The organism is uncultured Hymenobacter sp. (assembly GCF_964243305.1).
Lineage (GTDB): Bacteria > Bacteroidota > Bacteroidia > Cytophagales > Hymenobacteraceae > Hymenobacter.
The window spans coordinates 46,661-62,049 of sequence record NZ_CAXTEF010000017.1 but is presented as its reverse complement, the minus strand read 5'-3'; the positions used below and the strand labels follow the sequence as shown (position 1 = coordinate 62,049).

17 protein-coding genes are annotated in these 15,389 nt (G+C 58.3%); 2 read left to right on the top strand and 15 right to left on the bottom strand.

Annotated elements, in window-relative coordinates:
* Nucleotides 1-50: 50 nt before the first annotated feature.
* The 13 genes from ACFE70_RS11575 to ACFE70_RS11515 form a co-directional block, all read right to left on the bottom strand.
* Nucleotides 51-1,061 (bottom strand): 2Fe-2S iron-sulfur cluster-binding protein, encoded by a 1,011-nt coding sequence (locus tag ACFE70_RS11575; RefSeq protein WP_375417902.1) that lies wholly within the window; start codon nt 1,059-1,061, stop codon nt 51-53.
* Nucleotides 1,062-1,078: 17 nt separating this feature from the next.
* On the bottom strand, nt 1,079-1,522 hold the full coding sequence (locus tag ACFE70_RS11570) for a DUF29 family protein (RefSeq protein WP_375417901.1): 444 nt from the start codon (nt 1,520-1,522) through the stop codon (nt 1,079-1,081).
* A gap of 50 nt (nt 1,523-1,572) precedes the next feature.
* A complete protein-coding gene (gene nuoF, locus ACFE70_RS11565; protein ID WP_375417900.1) occupies nt 1,573-2,913 on the bottom strand; it encodes an NADH-quinone oxidoreductase subunit NuoF in 1,341 nt (446 codons plus the stop codon).
* A 4-nt stretch (nt 2,914-2,917) separates the two neighbouring features.
* Nucleotides 2,918-3,205, bottom strand: a complete 288-nt coding sequence (locus tag ACFE70_RS11560; protein ID WP_375417899.1) for a hypothetical protein — start codon at nt 3,203-3,205, stop codon at nt 2,918-2,920.
* 5 nt (nt 3,206-3,210) lie between these two features.
* Entirely contained in the window at nt 3,211-3,780 is a 570-nt protein-coding gene (gene nuoE / locus ACFE70_RS11555; RefSeq protein ID WP_375417898.1) for an NADH-quinone oxidoreductase subunit NuoE, read from the bottom strand.
* Nucleotides 3,781-3,806: 26 nt separating this feature from the next.
* On the bottom strand, nt 3,807-5,090 hold the full coding sequence (gene nuoD, locus ACFE70_RS11550) for an NADH dehydrogenase (quinone) subunit D (protein ID WP_375417897.1): 1,284 nt from the start codon (nt 5,088-5,090) through the stop codon (nt 3,807-3,809).
* Between the two features lie 105 nt (nt 5,091-5,195).
* On the bottom strand, nt 5,196-5,759 hold the full coding sequence (locus ACFE70_RS11545; RefSeq protein ID WP_375417896.1) for an NADH-quinone oxidoreductase subunit C: 564 nt from the start codon (nt 5,757-5,759) through the stop codon (nt 5,196-5,198).
* A 56-nt stretch (nt 5,760-5,815) separates the two neighbouring features.
* A complete protein-coding gene (locus ACFE70_RS11540; protein WP_375417895.1) occupies nt 5,816-6,370 on the bottom strand; it encodes an NADH-quinone oxidoreductase subunit B in 555 nt (184 codons plus the stop codon).
* Nucleotides 6,371-6,456: 86 nt separating this feature from the next.
* Nucleotides 6,457-6,846, bottom strand: coding sequence for an NADH-quinone oxidoreductase subunit A (locus ACFE70_RS11535; protein WP_375417894.1), 390 nt, complete (start codon nt 6,844-6,846; stop codon nt 6,457-6,459).
* Between the two features lie 192 nt (nt 6,847-7,038).
* Complete coding sequence (pruA, locus tag ACFE70_RS11530) at nt 7,039-8,706, bottom strand: L-glutamate gamma-semialdehyde dehydrogenase (protein WP_375417893.1); 1,668 nt, start codon at nt 8,704-8,706, stop codon at nt 7,039-7,041.
* A gap of 68 nt (nt 8,707-8,774) precedes the next feature.
* Nucleotides 8,775-9,467 carry a YjjG family noncanonical pyrimidine nucleotidase gene (locus ACFE70_RS11525; protein ID WP_375417892.1) on the bottom strand — a complete coding sequence of 231 codons (693 nt, stop codon included), beginning with the start codon at nt 9,465-9,467 and terminating at the stop codon, nt 8,775-8,777.
* Nucleotides 9,468-9,507: 40 nt separating this feature from the next.
* Complete coding sequence (locus tag ACFE70_RS11520) at nt 9,508-9,831, bottom strand: ferredoxin (protein ID WP_375417891.1); 324 nt, start codon at nt 9,829-9,831, stop codon at nt 9,508-9,510.
* A 41-nt stretch (nt 9,832-9,872) separates the two neighbouring features.
* A complete protein-coding gene (locus ACFE70_RS11515) occupies nt 9,873-10,262 on the bottom strand; it encodes an ArsR/SmtB family transcription factor (RefSeq protein ID WP_375417890.1) in 390 nt (129 codons plus the stop codon).
* A 145-nt stretch (nt 10,263-10,407) separates the two neighbouring features.
* Here ACFE70_RS11515 and ACFE70_RS11510 point away from each other — a divergent pair, with 145 nt between their 5' ends.
* Together ACFE70_RS11510 and ACFE70_RS11505 are read left to right on the top strand one after the other, a co-directional pair.
* A complete protein-coding gene (locus tag ACFE70_RS11510; RefSeq protein WP_375417889.1) occupies nt 10,408-11,061 on the top strand; it encodes a carboxypeptidase-like regulatory domain-containing protein in 654 nt (217 codons plus the stop codon).
* A gap of 64 nt (nt 11,062-11,125) precedes the next feature.
* Entirely contained in the window at nt 11,126-12,511 is a 1,386-nt protein-coding gene (locus tag ACFE70_RS11505; protein ID WP_375417888.1) for an NAD(P)/FAD-dependent oxidoreductase, read from the top strand.
* 143 nt (nt 12,512-12,654) lie between these two features.
* Here ACFE70_RS11505 and ACFE70_RS11500 read toward each other — a convergent pair whose 3' ends face one another.
* Nucleotides 12,655-13,947, bottom strand: coding sequence for a M16 family metallopeptidase (locus tag ACFE70_RS11500; RefSeq protein WP_375417887.1), 1,293 nt, complete (start codon nt 13,945-13,947; stop codon nt 12,655-12,657).
* Nucleotides 13,948-14,142: 195 nt separating this feature from the next.
* Nucleotides 14,143-15,348 (bottom strand): type IX secretion system outer membrane channel protein PorV, encoded by a 1,206-nt coding sequence (porV, locus tag ACFE70_RS11495; protein ID WP_375417886.1) that lies wholly within the window; start codon nt 15,346-15,348, stop codon nt 14,143-14,145.
* Between the last annotated feature and the right edge of the window lie 41 nt (nt 15,349-15,389).

Sequence of the window (15,389 nt, the reverse complement as noted above, 5' to 3'; positions counted from 1 at the left end):
CCTCTTTCCCGGCTAAAGTGCCTTTAAGTGGACGCCTCGCGCCGTTTCAATTAACCATTCAGCCCGCCTAGTTTTAGCGGCGGGTTTTTCTCCAGCTCGCGTACCGTGCTCTCCGGCAAATCGGCAATTATCTGCTGATTTAGGACCGGCAACTCGTAGTGATTAGCTGAAATAACCGACGAGCGGTCGATGTGCGCGGGGCCTTCCAGGGTCCAGTCCTGCGTTTCTTTCTTCTCGAAGCGGCACTCGTTGCAAATCCATTCCTTCACCTCGCCGTGCTCGTCCTTGCGGGCCGTGACGCGCAACACATCCTTGCCCTTGTACCAAAGTACGACGTTGCCGGTGCACTTGGGACAGTCGCGGTGCGCAGTCACGGGTTTCGTGAACCACACGCGCTGCTTGAAGCGCCAGGTTTTGTCGGTCAGCGCGCCCACCGGGCACACGTCGATGACGTTACCGGAGAAGTCGTGGTCGATGATGTTTTCGATGTACGTGCCGATTTCCGAGGCGTCACCGCGGCCGAGCACGCCGTGTACCCGCTCCGAAGCCACCTGATTGGCCGTGTACACGCAACGGTAGCACAGGATGCAGCGCGTCATGTGCAATTGGATAAGCGGGCCAATGTCGATTTTCTCGAACGTGCGCCGCTCTTCCTCATAGCGTGTGGTTCCTACCCCGTGCTCGAAGGCGAAGTTCTGCAAGTCGCACTCACCGGCCTGGTCGCACACCGGGCAGTCGAGCGGATGGTTGATGAGCAGCATCTCCACGATGCCCTTGCGCACGTCGAGCACCTGCGGGTTGGTGGTATTTTCCACTACCATGCCGTCCTGCACAGGCGTGATGCACGAGGCCACGAGCTTGGGCATGGGCCGCGGGTCTTTGGCCGAGCCGGCCGCCACGCGCACGAGGCAGGCCCGGCACTTGCCGCCGGAGCCTTTCAGGGGCGTGTAGTAGCACATAGCCGGCGGCACGATGTTGCCGCCAATCTGGCGGGCCGCGTTGAGAATAGTCGTGCCGTCGGGCACTTCCACCTCAATGTCGTCGAAAGTTATTTTAGCCATTTATATATTGTCGAAGCTTATTGATACTCCGTGGGATGAGCAGCTAAAAGGAGGGTAAGGGCGTGTTGTTGCACCTTCTGACTATCCAGCTCTTGCGCAAGTTGTTGTTCGGTGTACTGACCCTCAAAGGCTTCTAAAGAAGCACTAGTAAGCGCGGCCTCATAAACCTCCATGATGGCTTCACGCAATTCACCTGGCATGAGATAATAGCCCCCCGCCTTACGACGCTTATTCGAACGGTAGATGGCCGACACCGAATTGCGAATGGAAGCGTCCCACGAGCGAGTACTACGTTTCTCAGCGTGTTGCTTTATGAGGTGCAGCAGTAGGATTTGTAGGAAGCTTTCAATCTTGTTAATTTTTTCGTCTTTAGACATCTCTTCAAGTTCGCCTAATAGCACCAGCGCCTCCGAGTACCGGCCCGTTTCGAGCAACTCACGCATTTCCATTAGTTCTTCCATAGCTCGCGAAATTGAGGTGAAGCAGAAGCAGTTTTAAGACCTACAAATACTCACGCCAGCACCGCCGCGCCGCGGTACGCCGCTCCCGGCTGCGTCGCCTCGCGCGGGTTGGTCACGTGCCACTCAAACTCGTGGCGGAAGTGGCGCACGGCGGCGGCCACCGGCCAGGCCGCAGCTTCGCCAAGCGGGCAAATGGTGTTGCCCTCAATCTGCTTGGCGACACTCACAATCAGGTCAATATCGTGCATCGAGCCGTGGCCGTGCTCGAGGCGGTGCAGCACCTTTTCCAGCCAGCCCGTGCCCTCGCGGCAGGGCGAGCACTGCCCGCAGCTCTCGTGGTGGTAGAAGCGGCTGAAATTCCAGGTGTTGCGCACGATGCAGGTCGTCTCATCCATCGCGATGAAGCCGCCGGAGCCCAGCATGGTGCCCGTCACGAAGCCGCCATCCGATAACGATTCGTAGGTCATCAGGCGGTTTTCACCGGCCGCCGTTTTCAGAATCAACTCCTTGGGCAAAATCGGCACCGACGAGCCGCCGGCCACCACAGCTTTCAATTCCCTACCCTTCCAAATTCCGCCGCAGTACTCGTCGGAGTAAATGAACTCCTCAACCGGCACGCCCAACTCAATCTCGTAGATGCCCGGCTTGTTGAGGTGACCACAGGCGGAAATGAGCTTGGTGCCCGTGCTTTTGCCGACCCCGATTTTGGCGTACTCGTCGCCGCCCTCGTTCACGATAACCGGCACAGCAGCAATGCTTTCCACGTTGTTGACCACCGTGGGCCGGGCGTACAAGCCCTGCACGGCCGGAAACGGCGGCTTATTGCGTGGGTTGCCGCGTTTGCCTTCCAGAGATTCGAGCAGCGCCGTTTCCTCGCCGCAGATGTAAGCACCGGCACCGGGGTGCACGTGCAAATCCAGCGAATAGCCGGAGCCGAGAATATTCTCGCCCAAAAAGCCGTTGGCATACGCCTCCGCAATGGCTTTTTCCAAAATGCGCAACACGTACAGCAACTCGCCGCGAATGTAGATGTAGCTCGTGCGGGCGCCTAGCGCGTAGCTGCCCGTAATCATGCCCTCGATGAGCAGGTGCGGGAGCTTCGACATCAACTGCCGGTCCTTGAACGTGCCGGGCTCCGACTCGTCGGCGTTGCAAACCAGGTAGCGCGGCACGCCTTCGGGCTTGGCCAGAAAGCTCCACTTCATGCCCGTCGGGAAGCCCGCGCCGCCGCGCCCACGCAGGCCCGACTTCTTAACTTCCTCCACCACTTCATCGGGCGTCATCGTCTTGAGCGCCTTTTCCACGGAGCGGTAGCCGCCGTGCTTGCGGTACACCTCAAAGGTTTCAATGCCTTCGACGTTGATATGCTCAGTTAATAGCTTGCGTCCCATATGCTTAACTTAACTTCTGCTCAATATTTATTAACCGCTCGTTGAACAAGCTTAACTGGTTGCGGGTCTGCACCCCTTCGTCCCGAAATGCATTAATAAGCATCTCCGTATTAGCGCGGTCTGCTTGCATGAGTGCTTCAAACCGTTTATTATTTTCCTGCTGCTGAAGCAAAATCACCTCCGCCATACGATTAATAGCAGCTTCAACTTTTGTGAGGCGGTCATTCATCCCATGCATCTCAATTAGAATTTCGGAGACTACCAGTGGCATATCCTGATTTTGGTCGGCCATGACATTTAATTGTTTCGCAACGAATTAGGCAGGCTGTTTTCTTCCCAAGGCAGAATCGGCCGGTGAATCAAGCTACGCAGCTCATTCAGCATGGCGTCCACCGATTCTTCGGTGTCAAGCTGCTCGTAATATTTCTCCCGCACCTGCACGATGGGCGCAAAGCCGCAGGCGGCTAGGCACTCTACTTCTTTCAAGGTAAACTCGCCATCCGGCGAAGTCTCACCGACTTTGGCGCCGGTAATGCGCTCTAGGTGCGTCGTTAGCTCATCGGAGCCGCGCAACATGCAAGGGCCGGTGCGGCAGATTTCCAGCACGTGTCGGCCCACGGGCTTGAGGTTGTACATCGTGTAGAACGTGGCTACCTCATACACCTCAATGGGCTTGATGCTCAGCGTCTCGGCCACCAAATCCTGCACCTCTGGGCTCACCCAACCGCCAAACTCCGCCTGCGCGATGTGCAGCAGCGGCAGCAGCGCCGACTTGCTGCGGTCTTCGGGGTAATGCGTGAGCAGGCGCTTGATTTCGGCCTGGGCGGCCGGCGAGAACTGCGGTTTGGCGGCGGTAGTCGGTTCCATGCAGGAAGGGGGGTAGGCGGCAAAAACTAAGCGTCCAGTTCGCCGGCGATGACGTTCATGGACGAGAGAATGACAATGGCATCAGACAGGCTTGTGCCCACCACCATCTCCGGATAAGCCTGATAATAGATGAAGCACGGCCGGCGGAAGTGCAGGCGGTAGGGCGTGCGTCCGCCATCCGAAATCAGGTAGAAGCCCAGTTCGCCGTTGCCACCTTCCACGCTCTGATACACCTCACCCACGGGCGCTTCAATCTCGCCCATGATGATTTTGAAGTGATAAATCAGCGCCTCCATGTTCTTGTACACGGCCTGCTTGGGCGGCAGGTAATAGTGCGGCGCATCGGCGTGGAACGGGCCCTCGGGCAGGTTGTCCAGCGCCTGATTAATGATGCGCAGGCTCTGCCAGATTTCCTCGTTGCGCACCATAAACCGGTCGTAGGTGTCACCCTTGGTGCCCACCGGGATGTCAAACTCAAAATCTTGGTAGGACGAGTAGGGGTTCATGGCCCGCACATCATAGTCCACGCCCGCCGCCCGCAGGTTGGGGCCGGTGAAGCCGTAGTTGAGCGCCTTTTCCGCCGTAATCGGGCCTACGTTCTGCACGCGGTCCATGAAGATGCGGTTGCGGTTAAACATCGACTCGAACTCGCGCATCACCTTCGGAAACTCCCGGAGCCAGGTGCGCAGCTTTTCCAAGGCCACGGGCGTGAAGTCACGCTCCATGCCGCCTACCCGGCCCATATTGGTGGTCAGGCGCATTCCGCACACCTCCTCATAAATCTCGTAGATTTTCTCGCGCTCCTGAAACACGTACAGGAAGCCGGTGAACGCGCCGGTGTCTACGCCCAGGATGGAGTTGCAAATCAGGTGGTCCGAAATGCGGGCCAGCTCCATCATAATCACGCGCATGTACTGGGCCCGTTTGGGCACGGTCACGCCGAGCAGCTTTTCTACGGTCAGGTGCCAGCCCATGTTGTTGATGGGGCTGGAACAGTAGTTCATCCGGTCGGTGAGCGGCGTAATCTGGTAGAAGGGCCGGCGCTCGGCAATCTTCTCAAATGCGCGATGGATATAGCCAATGGTGGGCACGCCCGACACAATCCGCTCGCCATCCATTTGCAGGATGTTCTGGAAAATGCCGTGCGTAGCCGGGTGCGTCGGCCCCAGATTGAGAGTCGTTAGCTCTTGTGAGAAGTCGTTGAGCGTGGGCACCAGCTGGTTGTGCTGCTGCTCGCGGGCTTCCTGAATAATCTTGTGGGTGCCTTCCAGCGTGTCGTTTACGGCCATATCGAATAAGTCTTCTGTCATCCTGAGCGGAGCGAAGGACCTTATCCCAGTCGCGCCGCAAGCTTTAATAATTCCGACAAAAGCAGCAGTGATAAGATGCTTTCTTCGTGAGAATGATAATAAAATTTACCGACCAAAAAACAGGTCGGTTTTGTCTTCCCGCGTGCCATCTTCCAATGGATATTGCCGGCGCATCGGGAAGTAGTCCATATCCTCGACATTGAGGATGCGAATCAGATTAGGATGACCAGTGAAGATGATGCCGTAGAAGTCGTAAGTCTCACGCTCCATCCAGTTGGCCGTCGCGTAGATATCTGTGAGCGTGGGCACCACGGGGTCGGCGATGGGAAAGAAGATTTTCAGCCGCAACCGCACGTTTTGTGTCAGGCTGTGCAGATGATAAATCAAGCCCAATTCCTGCCCTTCGCTCTCGGGGTAGTGAATGCCGCACATCGTGGTCAGAAACTGAAAGCCAATTTCCTGGTCCTGCTGCAAGCCGGCAATAATATCATGAATCCGTTCCCGCGTCGTAGTCGCCGTGAGCAGGCCGTAGGGCTCGTGCACGTCGGTAAAAGCGTCCTCGCCAAAGAGCCGGTGCAGCAATGCCAGCACCCGGGCGTTCTGTGCTTGCGTGGGGTCTTCAGCAACGGCAGTTTCCTGAGCGGCTTCGGATTCGTTAAGGTCAGCCATGTGGTTGGGGTGAAGCAGGGGGGTAGGGAAACAGCCTTTTCCTACCCCCCTGCCGGCTACTTGATGTTGTAAGACGCCAGCAGCGCCTGGTACTCCGGGGCGTTGCGGCGGCGCAAGGATTCGTTTTTGGCTAGGTCCTGCACGCGCATCAGGCCGTCGAGCACCTGCTCGGGGCGGGGCGGGCAGCCAGCCACATACACGTCAACGGGGATGATGCGGTCGATGCCTTGCAGCACGGAATAGGAGTCGAAAATACCGCCGGAGCAGGCGCAGGCGCCCATTGCCAGCACCCAGCGCGGCTCGGCCATTTGCTCATACACCTGCTTCACGATAGGCGCCATCTTCTTGGCAATCGTGCCCATCACCATCAGCAGGTCGGCCTGCCGGGGCGAAAAGCTCGGCCGCTCGGAGCCGAAGCGGGAGATATCGTAGTGCGAGCCCATCGTGGCCATGAACTCGATGCCGCAGCATGAGGTGGCGAACGGCAAGGGCCAGAGCGAGTTAGCGCGGGCAATGCCGACCACTTTTTCCAGCGAGGTAGCAAAGAAACCGGCACCCTCAATGCCCTCCGGGGCGGCGACGGTTTTGATTTCGGGGACGCGGGTATCCATGTAGAGTAAGTCGAAGTAGAAGGGGGTAGGCGCCCGGTTTGGGGCCGTTAGTCGAACATCACCTTAGCGGCAAAAGTTTGGCTGAATCAGGCTTCGTTCCAGCGCAGAATGCCCTTCTTGATGACGTAGCCGAAGCCCGCCAAGAGCAAAGCCAGGAAGATAATCATCTCCACAAAGCCCGTCGTGCCGAGCTGCCGGAAATTCACAGCCCACGGATACATGAAGATAACTTCCACGTCGAAGAGCACAAAGAGAATAGCGGTCAGAAAGTACTTCACCGAGATGGGCGTGCGGGCGTTGCCCACGCTCTCGATGCCGCACTCAAAGGCCTCGTCCTTGACCCGCGAGGAGCGGCGCGGCCCAATCAGGTGCGAGGCAATCATGGAGAAGGCCACGAAGGCCAGCGCTAGTCCGAACTGCACCAGGATGGGCAGATAGTCAGAGGGTTGGTAGTTGGAATTGATGGCAAGTAGCATAGCTTTTTCGAAACAGGGAGTAAGCCAGCAAATAGCGCTGAACAGCAAAGGTAACGCCCACCGGGTTGGGGCGCAACGAGGGGGGTAGGGAAGCAGCCAACCACTTATATAGTTGAGCGGGACGAAATAAAAAAGGCTGCTTCATTGATTGAAGCAGCCTTTTGCTTTTAAGTAACATGCGAATCAACCAACTCAGAATCCGCCCTTATCCAGGTTTAAATCTTCCTTCGGCGCGGCCCCCATGAACGGGTAGCGGTAGTCGGTAGGCGGGTTAAACGTTTCCTTGATAGTGCGGGGCGACACCCAGCGCAGCAGGTTGAGGATGGAACCGGCCTTATCGTTGGTGCCGGAGGCGCGGGCGCCGCCAAACGGCTGCTGCCCCACGACGGCGCCGGTCGGCTTGTCGTTGATGTAAAAATTGCCGGCCGCGTTAGTCAACTTTCTGGTCGCTAAATCGATAGCGTAGCGGTCCTGGGCGAAGATAGCGCCCGTCAGGGCGTAGGGCGACGTGGTGTCCACCAATTGCAGCGTCTGCTCGAAGTGAGCCTCATCGTACACGTGCACCGTGAGCACGGGCCCGAACAGCTCCTCGCACATAGTTACGTATTTCGGGTCTTTGGTCACGATAATCGTGGGCTCCACGAAATAGCCTTTCGATTTATCGTAATTGCCGCCGGCAATAATTTCGCAATTCGGGTCGGTCTTGGCACCGTCGATATACTTGGCCAGCTTGTCAAATGAGCCTTCGCTGATCACGGCATTAATAAAATTGCCGAAATCTTCCACGTCGCCCATCTTAAACGAGCCTAAATCTTCAACCAGGTAACCTTTTATTTCCTCATACAAATTAGAGGGTAGGTAAACCCGCGACGCGGCCGAGCATTTCTGGCCCTGATACTCAAACGCGCCGCGCGAAATAGCCGTGGCTACCGCCCGGGCGTGGGCTGACGGGTGCGCCAGAATGAAATCCTTACCCCCCGTTTCGCCCACGATGCGGGGATAAGTTTTGTAGCGGCTGATATTCTGGCCAATGGTGCGCCAGATGTTCTGGAACACCCCCGTCGAGCCGGTGAAGTGAATGCCGGCAAAATCAGGGTGCTGAAAAATCACCTCCCCGGCCACGGGGCCATCGACATAAATCAAGTTGATGACGCCGGCCGGCACGCCTGCTTCCTCGAACAGCTCCATCAGCACCTGCGCCGAATAGATTTGGGTGTTGGCTGATTTCCAGACCACTACGTTGCCCATCATCGCCACGGCAGTGGGTAGGTTGCCGGCAATAGAGGTGAAGTTGAACGGCGTGAGGGCAAACACGAAGCCTTCGAGCGGGCGGTGCTCCAGTCGGTTCCACATGCCGGGTGCCGACTCGGGCTGCTGCTGGTAGATTTCGCGCATGAAGTGCACGTTGAAGCGGAAGAAATCAATCAGCTCACAGGCCGCATCAATCTCGGCCTGAAAGGCGTTCTTGCTCTGTCCCAGCATGGTAGCCGCGTTGAGGCGGGCGCGGTAGGGACCAGCCAGCAGCTCAGCGGCTTTGAGGAAAATGGCGGCGCGGTGCTCCCAGGGCAGCTCGCTCCAGGCCGGGCGGGCGGCCAGGGCGGCCTCGATGGCCTGGCTCACGTGGCTGGCGTCGCCCTCGTGGAAGTAGCCCAGCACGTGCTGGTGGTCGTGCGGCGGGTTGATGGGGTGCGTTTTGCCCGTGCGCACTTCGCGCCCGCCAATGTGCATGGCGATGTCGCGCTCAAACTGCTTGAGACGCTTCAGTTCCAGTTGCAATTCGGCGCGCTCCGGCGAGCCGGGCGCGTAGCCCTTCACGGGCTCATTGAGGGGGGTAGGGACGTTAAAAAAACCGTTGGCCATAACGTGCTTGGGGTTTTGGGGTGGGGTAGGGAATCGGGCCGCAAAGGTAAGCGGGCCGGCAGGGCAGCCTACAGCAGCGCCCGCAGTTCACTCAAACAGCTGATTTCGTAGGTTATCTGCATCCGGTGCCCACGTTTGGCGGGGTTGAAATACACCTGGTCGATGCCCGCGTTGTAGGCGCCGAGCACGTCGCACTCCAGGTTGTCGCCAATCATCAGGCTTTCCGGCGCCGTGGCACCGGTGCGGGCCAGCGCGTGCTGAAACATGCGCGGGTCGGGCTTGAGGTGGCCGCTATGCTCGGAGGTTATAATCTCCTGGAAATAATCTGTGAGCCCTGACGAGGCTAATTTGATGGCTTGAATATCATTAAAGCCATTGGTGATTAAATGCAAATTATACTTCGGCTTCAAATATCCCAGCAGCTCGTGCGTGTGCGGAAAAACGGCCGACTTGCGCGGTAGAATATCCGTGAACTCGGCCGAAATAGTAATTGGAACCTCTTCCTCGGGTACGCCCAAGCGGGTGAGCGTGCGCACAAAGCGCACGGCGCGTAATTGCTGCTGCGTTATTTTATTGGCCTGATATAATCGCCACAGCGCTGTGTTTATATCGCTGTAAACGGAAATAAACTGCTCGACCGTGAAGCTGCCGTAGCGAGCCAACTTGTGAGTCAGAAACAGCTCACGCAGCGTTTCGTCAGCGTTGGTTTCAAAATCCCACAGCGTATGGTCGAGGTCGAAGAATAGATGACGGTATTTCAAGCTTTAAAAAATAGAGGGGGGTAGGAAATAAAATTAATTCTTATTTAGGGTCGAGCAAAAGCCGGCTAATGGGGCGGCCGTTGGCCAGGTGCTGACCCACGATGTCGGCCGCATCCTTGGGTCGCACGTCGCCGTAGAAAACGCCTTCCGGGTACACGACCAGGGCCGCGCCGGGGCCCTTTTTGCAGTGCTTGCACAAGTCCAGGCAATTGCAGATTTGCACGCGGTTGTGCTGCTTCTCGCCCCGGCTAAGCCAGGTTTTGAGGCCCTGCTTCCTGATTTCCAGCTTCAGGGCTTTCGCCAGGTCTTTGCCCACTTCGTCTTTTTGAGCGGCGCACACAAACAAATGATGAGCTAAGGGCATAAGGAACTACTAGCTGTTCGCTGCTAACTGTTAACTGAACCTCAGGGCTGGCCGGTCCAGCGGCGGTTTTGCAGCTTATACGCGGCCAGCTCGCGGTTCGACCACAACGTCTGGTACGTCTGCTGGTCGCGCAGGAGCTGCGGGTCTTTTTCGAGGTAGCCAAGCAACTGTTGCAGCAGCTCGGTTATCTCTTCCTTGAGAAAGTAAAACATCCAGGTGTCGAGCCGCCGGAAACCCACGAGGCCCGCGTTCTTCAGATACAGCAGCTGGCGCGAGGTTTTGGTTTGCGTGAAGTCCAGCACCTGCTCCAAATCAGCCACCACCATCTCCTGGTTGCGCCACAGCAAATGCAGGATGCGTACCCGGCTCTCGTCGCCGAGCGCCTTGAAGAGCTGCTGACCGAAAGGCAGGGAGAAATGTTTAAGCCGCATTGGGGGTTATGGCCGCAGAAGGGGGGTAGGGACCGGGCCGGCCTCTTGCTTCAAAGGTAGGGCGGTCAGCTTGTGGCGGGTCGTATATTTGTTTAACTCACGTTTCCATATGCCAGTCTGCTTGCCTTCACGCCGCTTTTTCCAGTTGTTCGCCTTGCTCCTGGTAGGGCTGGGTCTGCTCATGGCCGCGCCCGCGCAGGCGCAGGGCCGGCGCAAAGTGGTGCAGTTCACGGGCATCGTGGCCAGCGGCGACAGCCTGCTGGGCGTGCCCGGCGCCACGGTGTTCGTGCCAAAAGCCGGCCGCGGGACGGCTACGAACGATTACGGCTACTTCTCGCTGGCCGTGCTCGCCGGCGACAGCATCGTGATTCGCTCACTCGGCTACCGCAATCAGACCATCACCGTGCCGGCCGACTTTCAGCGCCAGAGCTATTCCGTGATTGTGACGCTCCAGGAAGACGCCACGGTGCTGGCCGAAGTGCGCGTGTTTCCTTATAGCACCGAGCGCGAGTTCAAGCGCGCCTTTATGGCCCTGAAGCTGCCCACCGAGCGCGGCTCGGCGGCGGCCGACAACCTCAACGAGCAGCTCATGCGGCGCATCTTCAACAGCCAGCCGATGGGGGCCGTGGCCAACTACCGCCAGACCATGCAGCAGCAGGGTTACAATTTCGACCGCCGCATGGGCACCGCACCCTCGCCGCAGGCCAACAACCCGCTGCTGAATCCCTTCAGCTGGTTTCAATTGATTAAACAGGTTAAGAGCGGCGAGTTCAAGAAGAAGGAAGGAGTAGATTATTAGGCCATTGGAGCAACCCTGCCTACGTTTTTGGGGTTAAGAAGCAGGTTTTACTTGCTTCTTCACTATGGATACGAATCTTCCCGTTTCAACCCGGCCGCGGGTTGTTATTATCGGCTGCGGCTTTGGCGGTCTGCGCCTGGCCAAGGCTTTGCGCGACGCGCCGGTGCAGGTGGTCGTCATTGACCGTAATAATTACCACAACTTTCAGCCCCTGCTCTACCAGGTGGCGACCGGCGCCCTTGAGGCCGACAGCATTGCTTATCCGGTGCGTAAAATCTTTGCCGGCCAGAAAAACTTCTTCTTCCGCATGGCCGACGTGCAGCGCATAGATGGCGCCCGCAACACCATCGTAACGAGCGTAGGCGACGTGAGCTACGATTTTCTGGTCGTGTCCACCGGCTCGCTCACCAACTTCTTCGGCATCGAGAGCATCGAGAAGAACGCCATGCAAATCAAGAGCATCCCGAATGCCTTGAACCTGCGCAGCTTCATCTTCCAGAATTTCGAGAAAGCCCTGCTCACCGAAGACGCGGCCGAAAAACAGGCCCTGCTGAACATCGTGGTGGTTGGTGGCGGCCCGACGGGTGTCGAAATCAGCGGCTCGCTGGCCGAGATGCGCAAGCACGTGCTGCCCAAAGACTACCCGGAGCTGGATTTGCGAGCCATGCAGATACTGCTGGTCGAGGCCGGCCCGGCGGTGTTGGGTCCCATGTCAGCGGCTTCGCAGCGCGAGTCGCGGCAATACCTGGAGGAGCTGGGCGTGAAGGTGCTGCTGAATACTTCCATTAAAAAGTACGAGGAAAACAGAGCCTACTATTCGGACACGGAGTTTATTCCGACCGAGAATCTGATTTGGGCCGCCGGCGTGAACGGCGCGGCGCTGCCGGGCCTGCCCGAGCAGGTCGTGACGCGCAACAAGCGCATCACAGTCAACAAGTGGAATCTGGTGGACGGCTTCAGCAACGTGTTTGCCATCGGCGACGTGGCCAACATGGTGACCGACGACATGCCCAAGGGCCTGCCTATGCTGGCGCCGGTGGCCCAGCAGCAGGCCGAGCACTTGGCCGATAATATTAAACGCATCCTGCGCAACGAGGCGCCGGTTGAGTTCAAGTATGTTAATAAGGGCGTGATGGCCATCGTTAGCCGCAACAAGGCGGTGGTCGACCTGCCCAAAAACGTGCACTTCAAGGGTATTTTAGGCTGGTTTACCTGGCTTTTCGTGCACCTGATGACCTTGGTTGGCTTCCGCAACAAGGTGGTAGCATTCGTCGACTGGGCGTTCAGCTACTTCAGTTCCGACCAGGCCCTGCGCCTCATCATCCGGCCCTTCAACCGCCGCGACATGAAGGATGACCAGGGCAAGAAAACCGCCGAGCGCCAAACCGCTACGCCCGAATACATTCCCACACCACCCGCCATTCAGGAGGCGCCGGTTTTGGCCAAGTAGGGGGTAGGGAATACAAAAGGGCGGTCATGCTGAGCCCCGCGAAGCATCTCGCTCGTCACTAATCAATTTGACCCAACGATTGAATTAGTGACGGGCGAGATGCTTCGCGGGGCTCAGCATGACCGCCCTTTTGCAGGACTTTGTTAGTTCACTACCGGGCCGGCAACAACTACCTGCATCGTTTCGGGCGCCAGGTACTGCTGGGCTAATTGCTGGAGAGTGGCCGCATCGGTGTGCTGCACCTGCTCCACAAACTGCGTGTAGTAATCAGCGGGCAGCCCAAGTAGCACGGTCGTGCGGTACTTATCGGCCTGCTCGAACACGGTGGATAACTCGTTGGCAAATTTACCCAGCATGTAGCTCTTGACCGTCACTAGCTCTTCTTCGGAAATCAGTTCTTCCTGTAGGCGCCGCAGTTCCAACTGAATTTCGCGCACGGCGAGGTCAGCGCTCTCGCCGTTCACATCGGTACCGATGACGAGCGTCGAGCCGTGCTCGCGGGCCAGGCTTTGAGCGTAGATGCCATAAGTCAGGCCCTTGTCTTCACGAATATTTTTCATCAGGCGCGAGCCAAAGTAGCCGCCCAGCACCTTCACCAGCAATTGCAGGCGATGCGTATCGGGGTGCTGGGGCGTGGGCCAGTCGCGGCCCAGCCGCAGCGAGGCTTGCAGGCTGCCGGCCAGCGGCACGTGGGTTAGCGTGGCATTGACAACAGGAGGGGGAGTAGGGAAATCTGGCACCGCAATAGCTGCCGGCGAGGGCACCGCCGCGCCGCCGAACGCCTCGCTCACCAGCTGCTGCTGCTGGGCCGCCACGTCGCCGCACAACAACACTTCGGCCGCCGAGAGGGGGTAGGCGGCCTGGTGGAAAGCGCGGGCCTGCGCCGCCGTCAGGGCCTCGTAAGCGTCGGCGTCAAAGGACCGGCCGTAGGGATGTTGGGCGCTAAACATCACTTCGGCAAACCGCTCGGAGGCTAAATAGCTGGTTTTCTGACGCTCCACGCGCACGCTTTGAATGGTGCGGGTTTTCTGCTGCTCCAGCTCAGCCTCGGGGAAGCTGGGCGCGGTGAGCACATCGAGCACCAGCGGCAGCAGAGCGGGCAGGTGGCGGCTGAGGCAGTAGAGGGTAAGCGTGGCACGGTCGGGGCCAGCATCGCACTCCAGCGAAGCGCCGTAGAAGGCTACTTCGTCGGCAATCTGGCGGGCTGAGCGGGTGGCGGTGCCTTCGAGCAGCATCCGGGCGGTGAGCTGGGCCAGGCCGGGCTGCGGCTCCTGCCACTTGCCGGCCCGGAAAATGACTTGCAGGCGCACCACGGGCTGGGCATCGTTGGCCAGCACGTGCAGCCGCGCGCCAGAGGGCAGGGAATGCACTGCTGTGGGCGGCAGCGTGACGCGGGCCAGCGGCTGCACCGGCGGGGCCAGGGTTCGGTCGAGCATATTGGTGATTGGGTGATTTTATGATTGGGTGGATGGGTAATAAAACCTGTCATCCTGAGCTGGCGAAGGACCTTATCACGTGGGAACGAGTCGTTATTACGATGGTCGTTCTTCCGGAATAAGGTCCTTCGCCAGCTCAGGATGACAGAAGGGGGTAGGGAATGCGAATTCTAGACCGATTCCCTTTAAAAAAGCTTAGTCAATCGGGCTCGTGTTGCCGCCGCTGCCGTTATCACGGAAGGCTTCTTCGAGCTTGTTGAAGTTAAAGTGCAGCGAGACGCGGATAGTCTCCGAGAGTGGATTTTGCCGGGCGTTGGGCACCAGGTAGGTCCCGTCGATGCCAAACACCTGGTAGCGCACGCCCAGACCCAAGCTCAGGTACTGGCGGTCGCCCTTATCGGGGGCCTCGTAGAAGTAGCCCACCCGCGCCATAACCAGGTCGTTGTAGCTATATTCAGCACCGCCTGACAGGTTAATTTCCCGTAATTCTTCTTTAAACCCACCCGGCGCGTCGCTGAATGAGCCTAGTGCGGCGCTGATAATGGATTTCTGGGCGCGCTCATCGTTGCGGGCCTCGATGCGCGGGTCATTAGCGGCTACGCCGTCCTCGTAATAGGGCGAGGGCACGAGCAGCTTGTTGGCGTCGAAGGTGAGCGTAATCTTGTTGTACTGGTCAATCTCGCGGGTCAGGGCCGTGCCCAGGCGCAGGTTGGTGGGCAAAAAGCTGGCGTTCTCGGGGTCGGCATACGTCATCTTGTTGCCAATGTTGGTAATCGCGCCGCCCAGGGCCAGGTTGTACACCCCAGCGCCAATGGTTAGTCCCCGGCTGTAGTAAGCACCCAGGTCCACGGCAAGCGAGTTGCCGGACTGGGCGTCGTTGCTGCCATAGGCGCCTATCAGGTTGGACCGGACGTAGCGGGCTGAGACGCCCAAACCGAAATTATCGCTCAGCTTCTGACCGTAGGAAACGGTGAAGGCAAATTCCTTGGGGTCGAAGTTCCCGGTGTTAATGTTGTTGCCATCGCGGTAATCAATGTTTCCCAGAGCGAAGTAAGTCAGCGAGGCGGCCACCGCCGATCGTTCCCCAATCTTACCATAACCGGCTATGGACTGCAAGCTCATGTCATCGGTCACCTTGCGCAGCCACGGCGAATAGGAAAGCGAGACCGAATATTTATAGGGCACAAACCCTAGCTTGCCAGCATTGTAGAAGGCCGCGTTGGCGTCGGGGGAGGTAGCGGCCCCTGCTTCGCCCAGCGCCGCGCCTCGTGCATCGGGGCTTAGCGTCAGAATAGGCACCGCCGTCGTGATGGCGTGAGGGTCAAGCTCGTACTGGGCCGAAGCCACCAGTGGAGCAGCACCCAGCAAAGTCAGGAGGAGAACAGTGGGACGTGGATGCATAAGGAATGAAAACATAAAATGGAAAGGGAATGGGCCGTGCC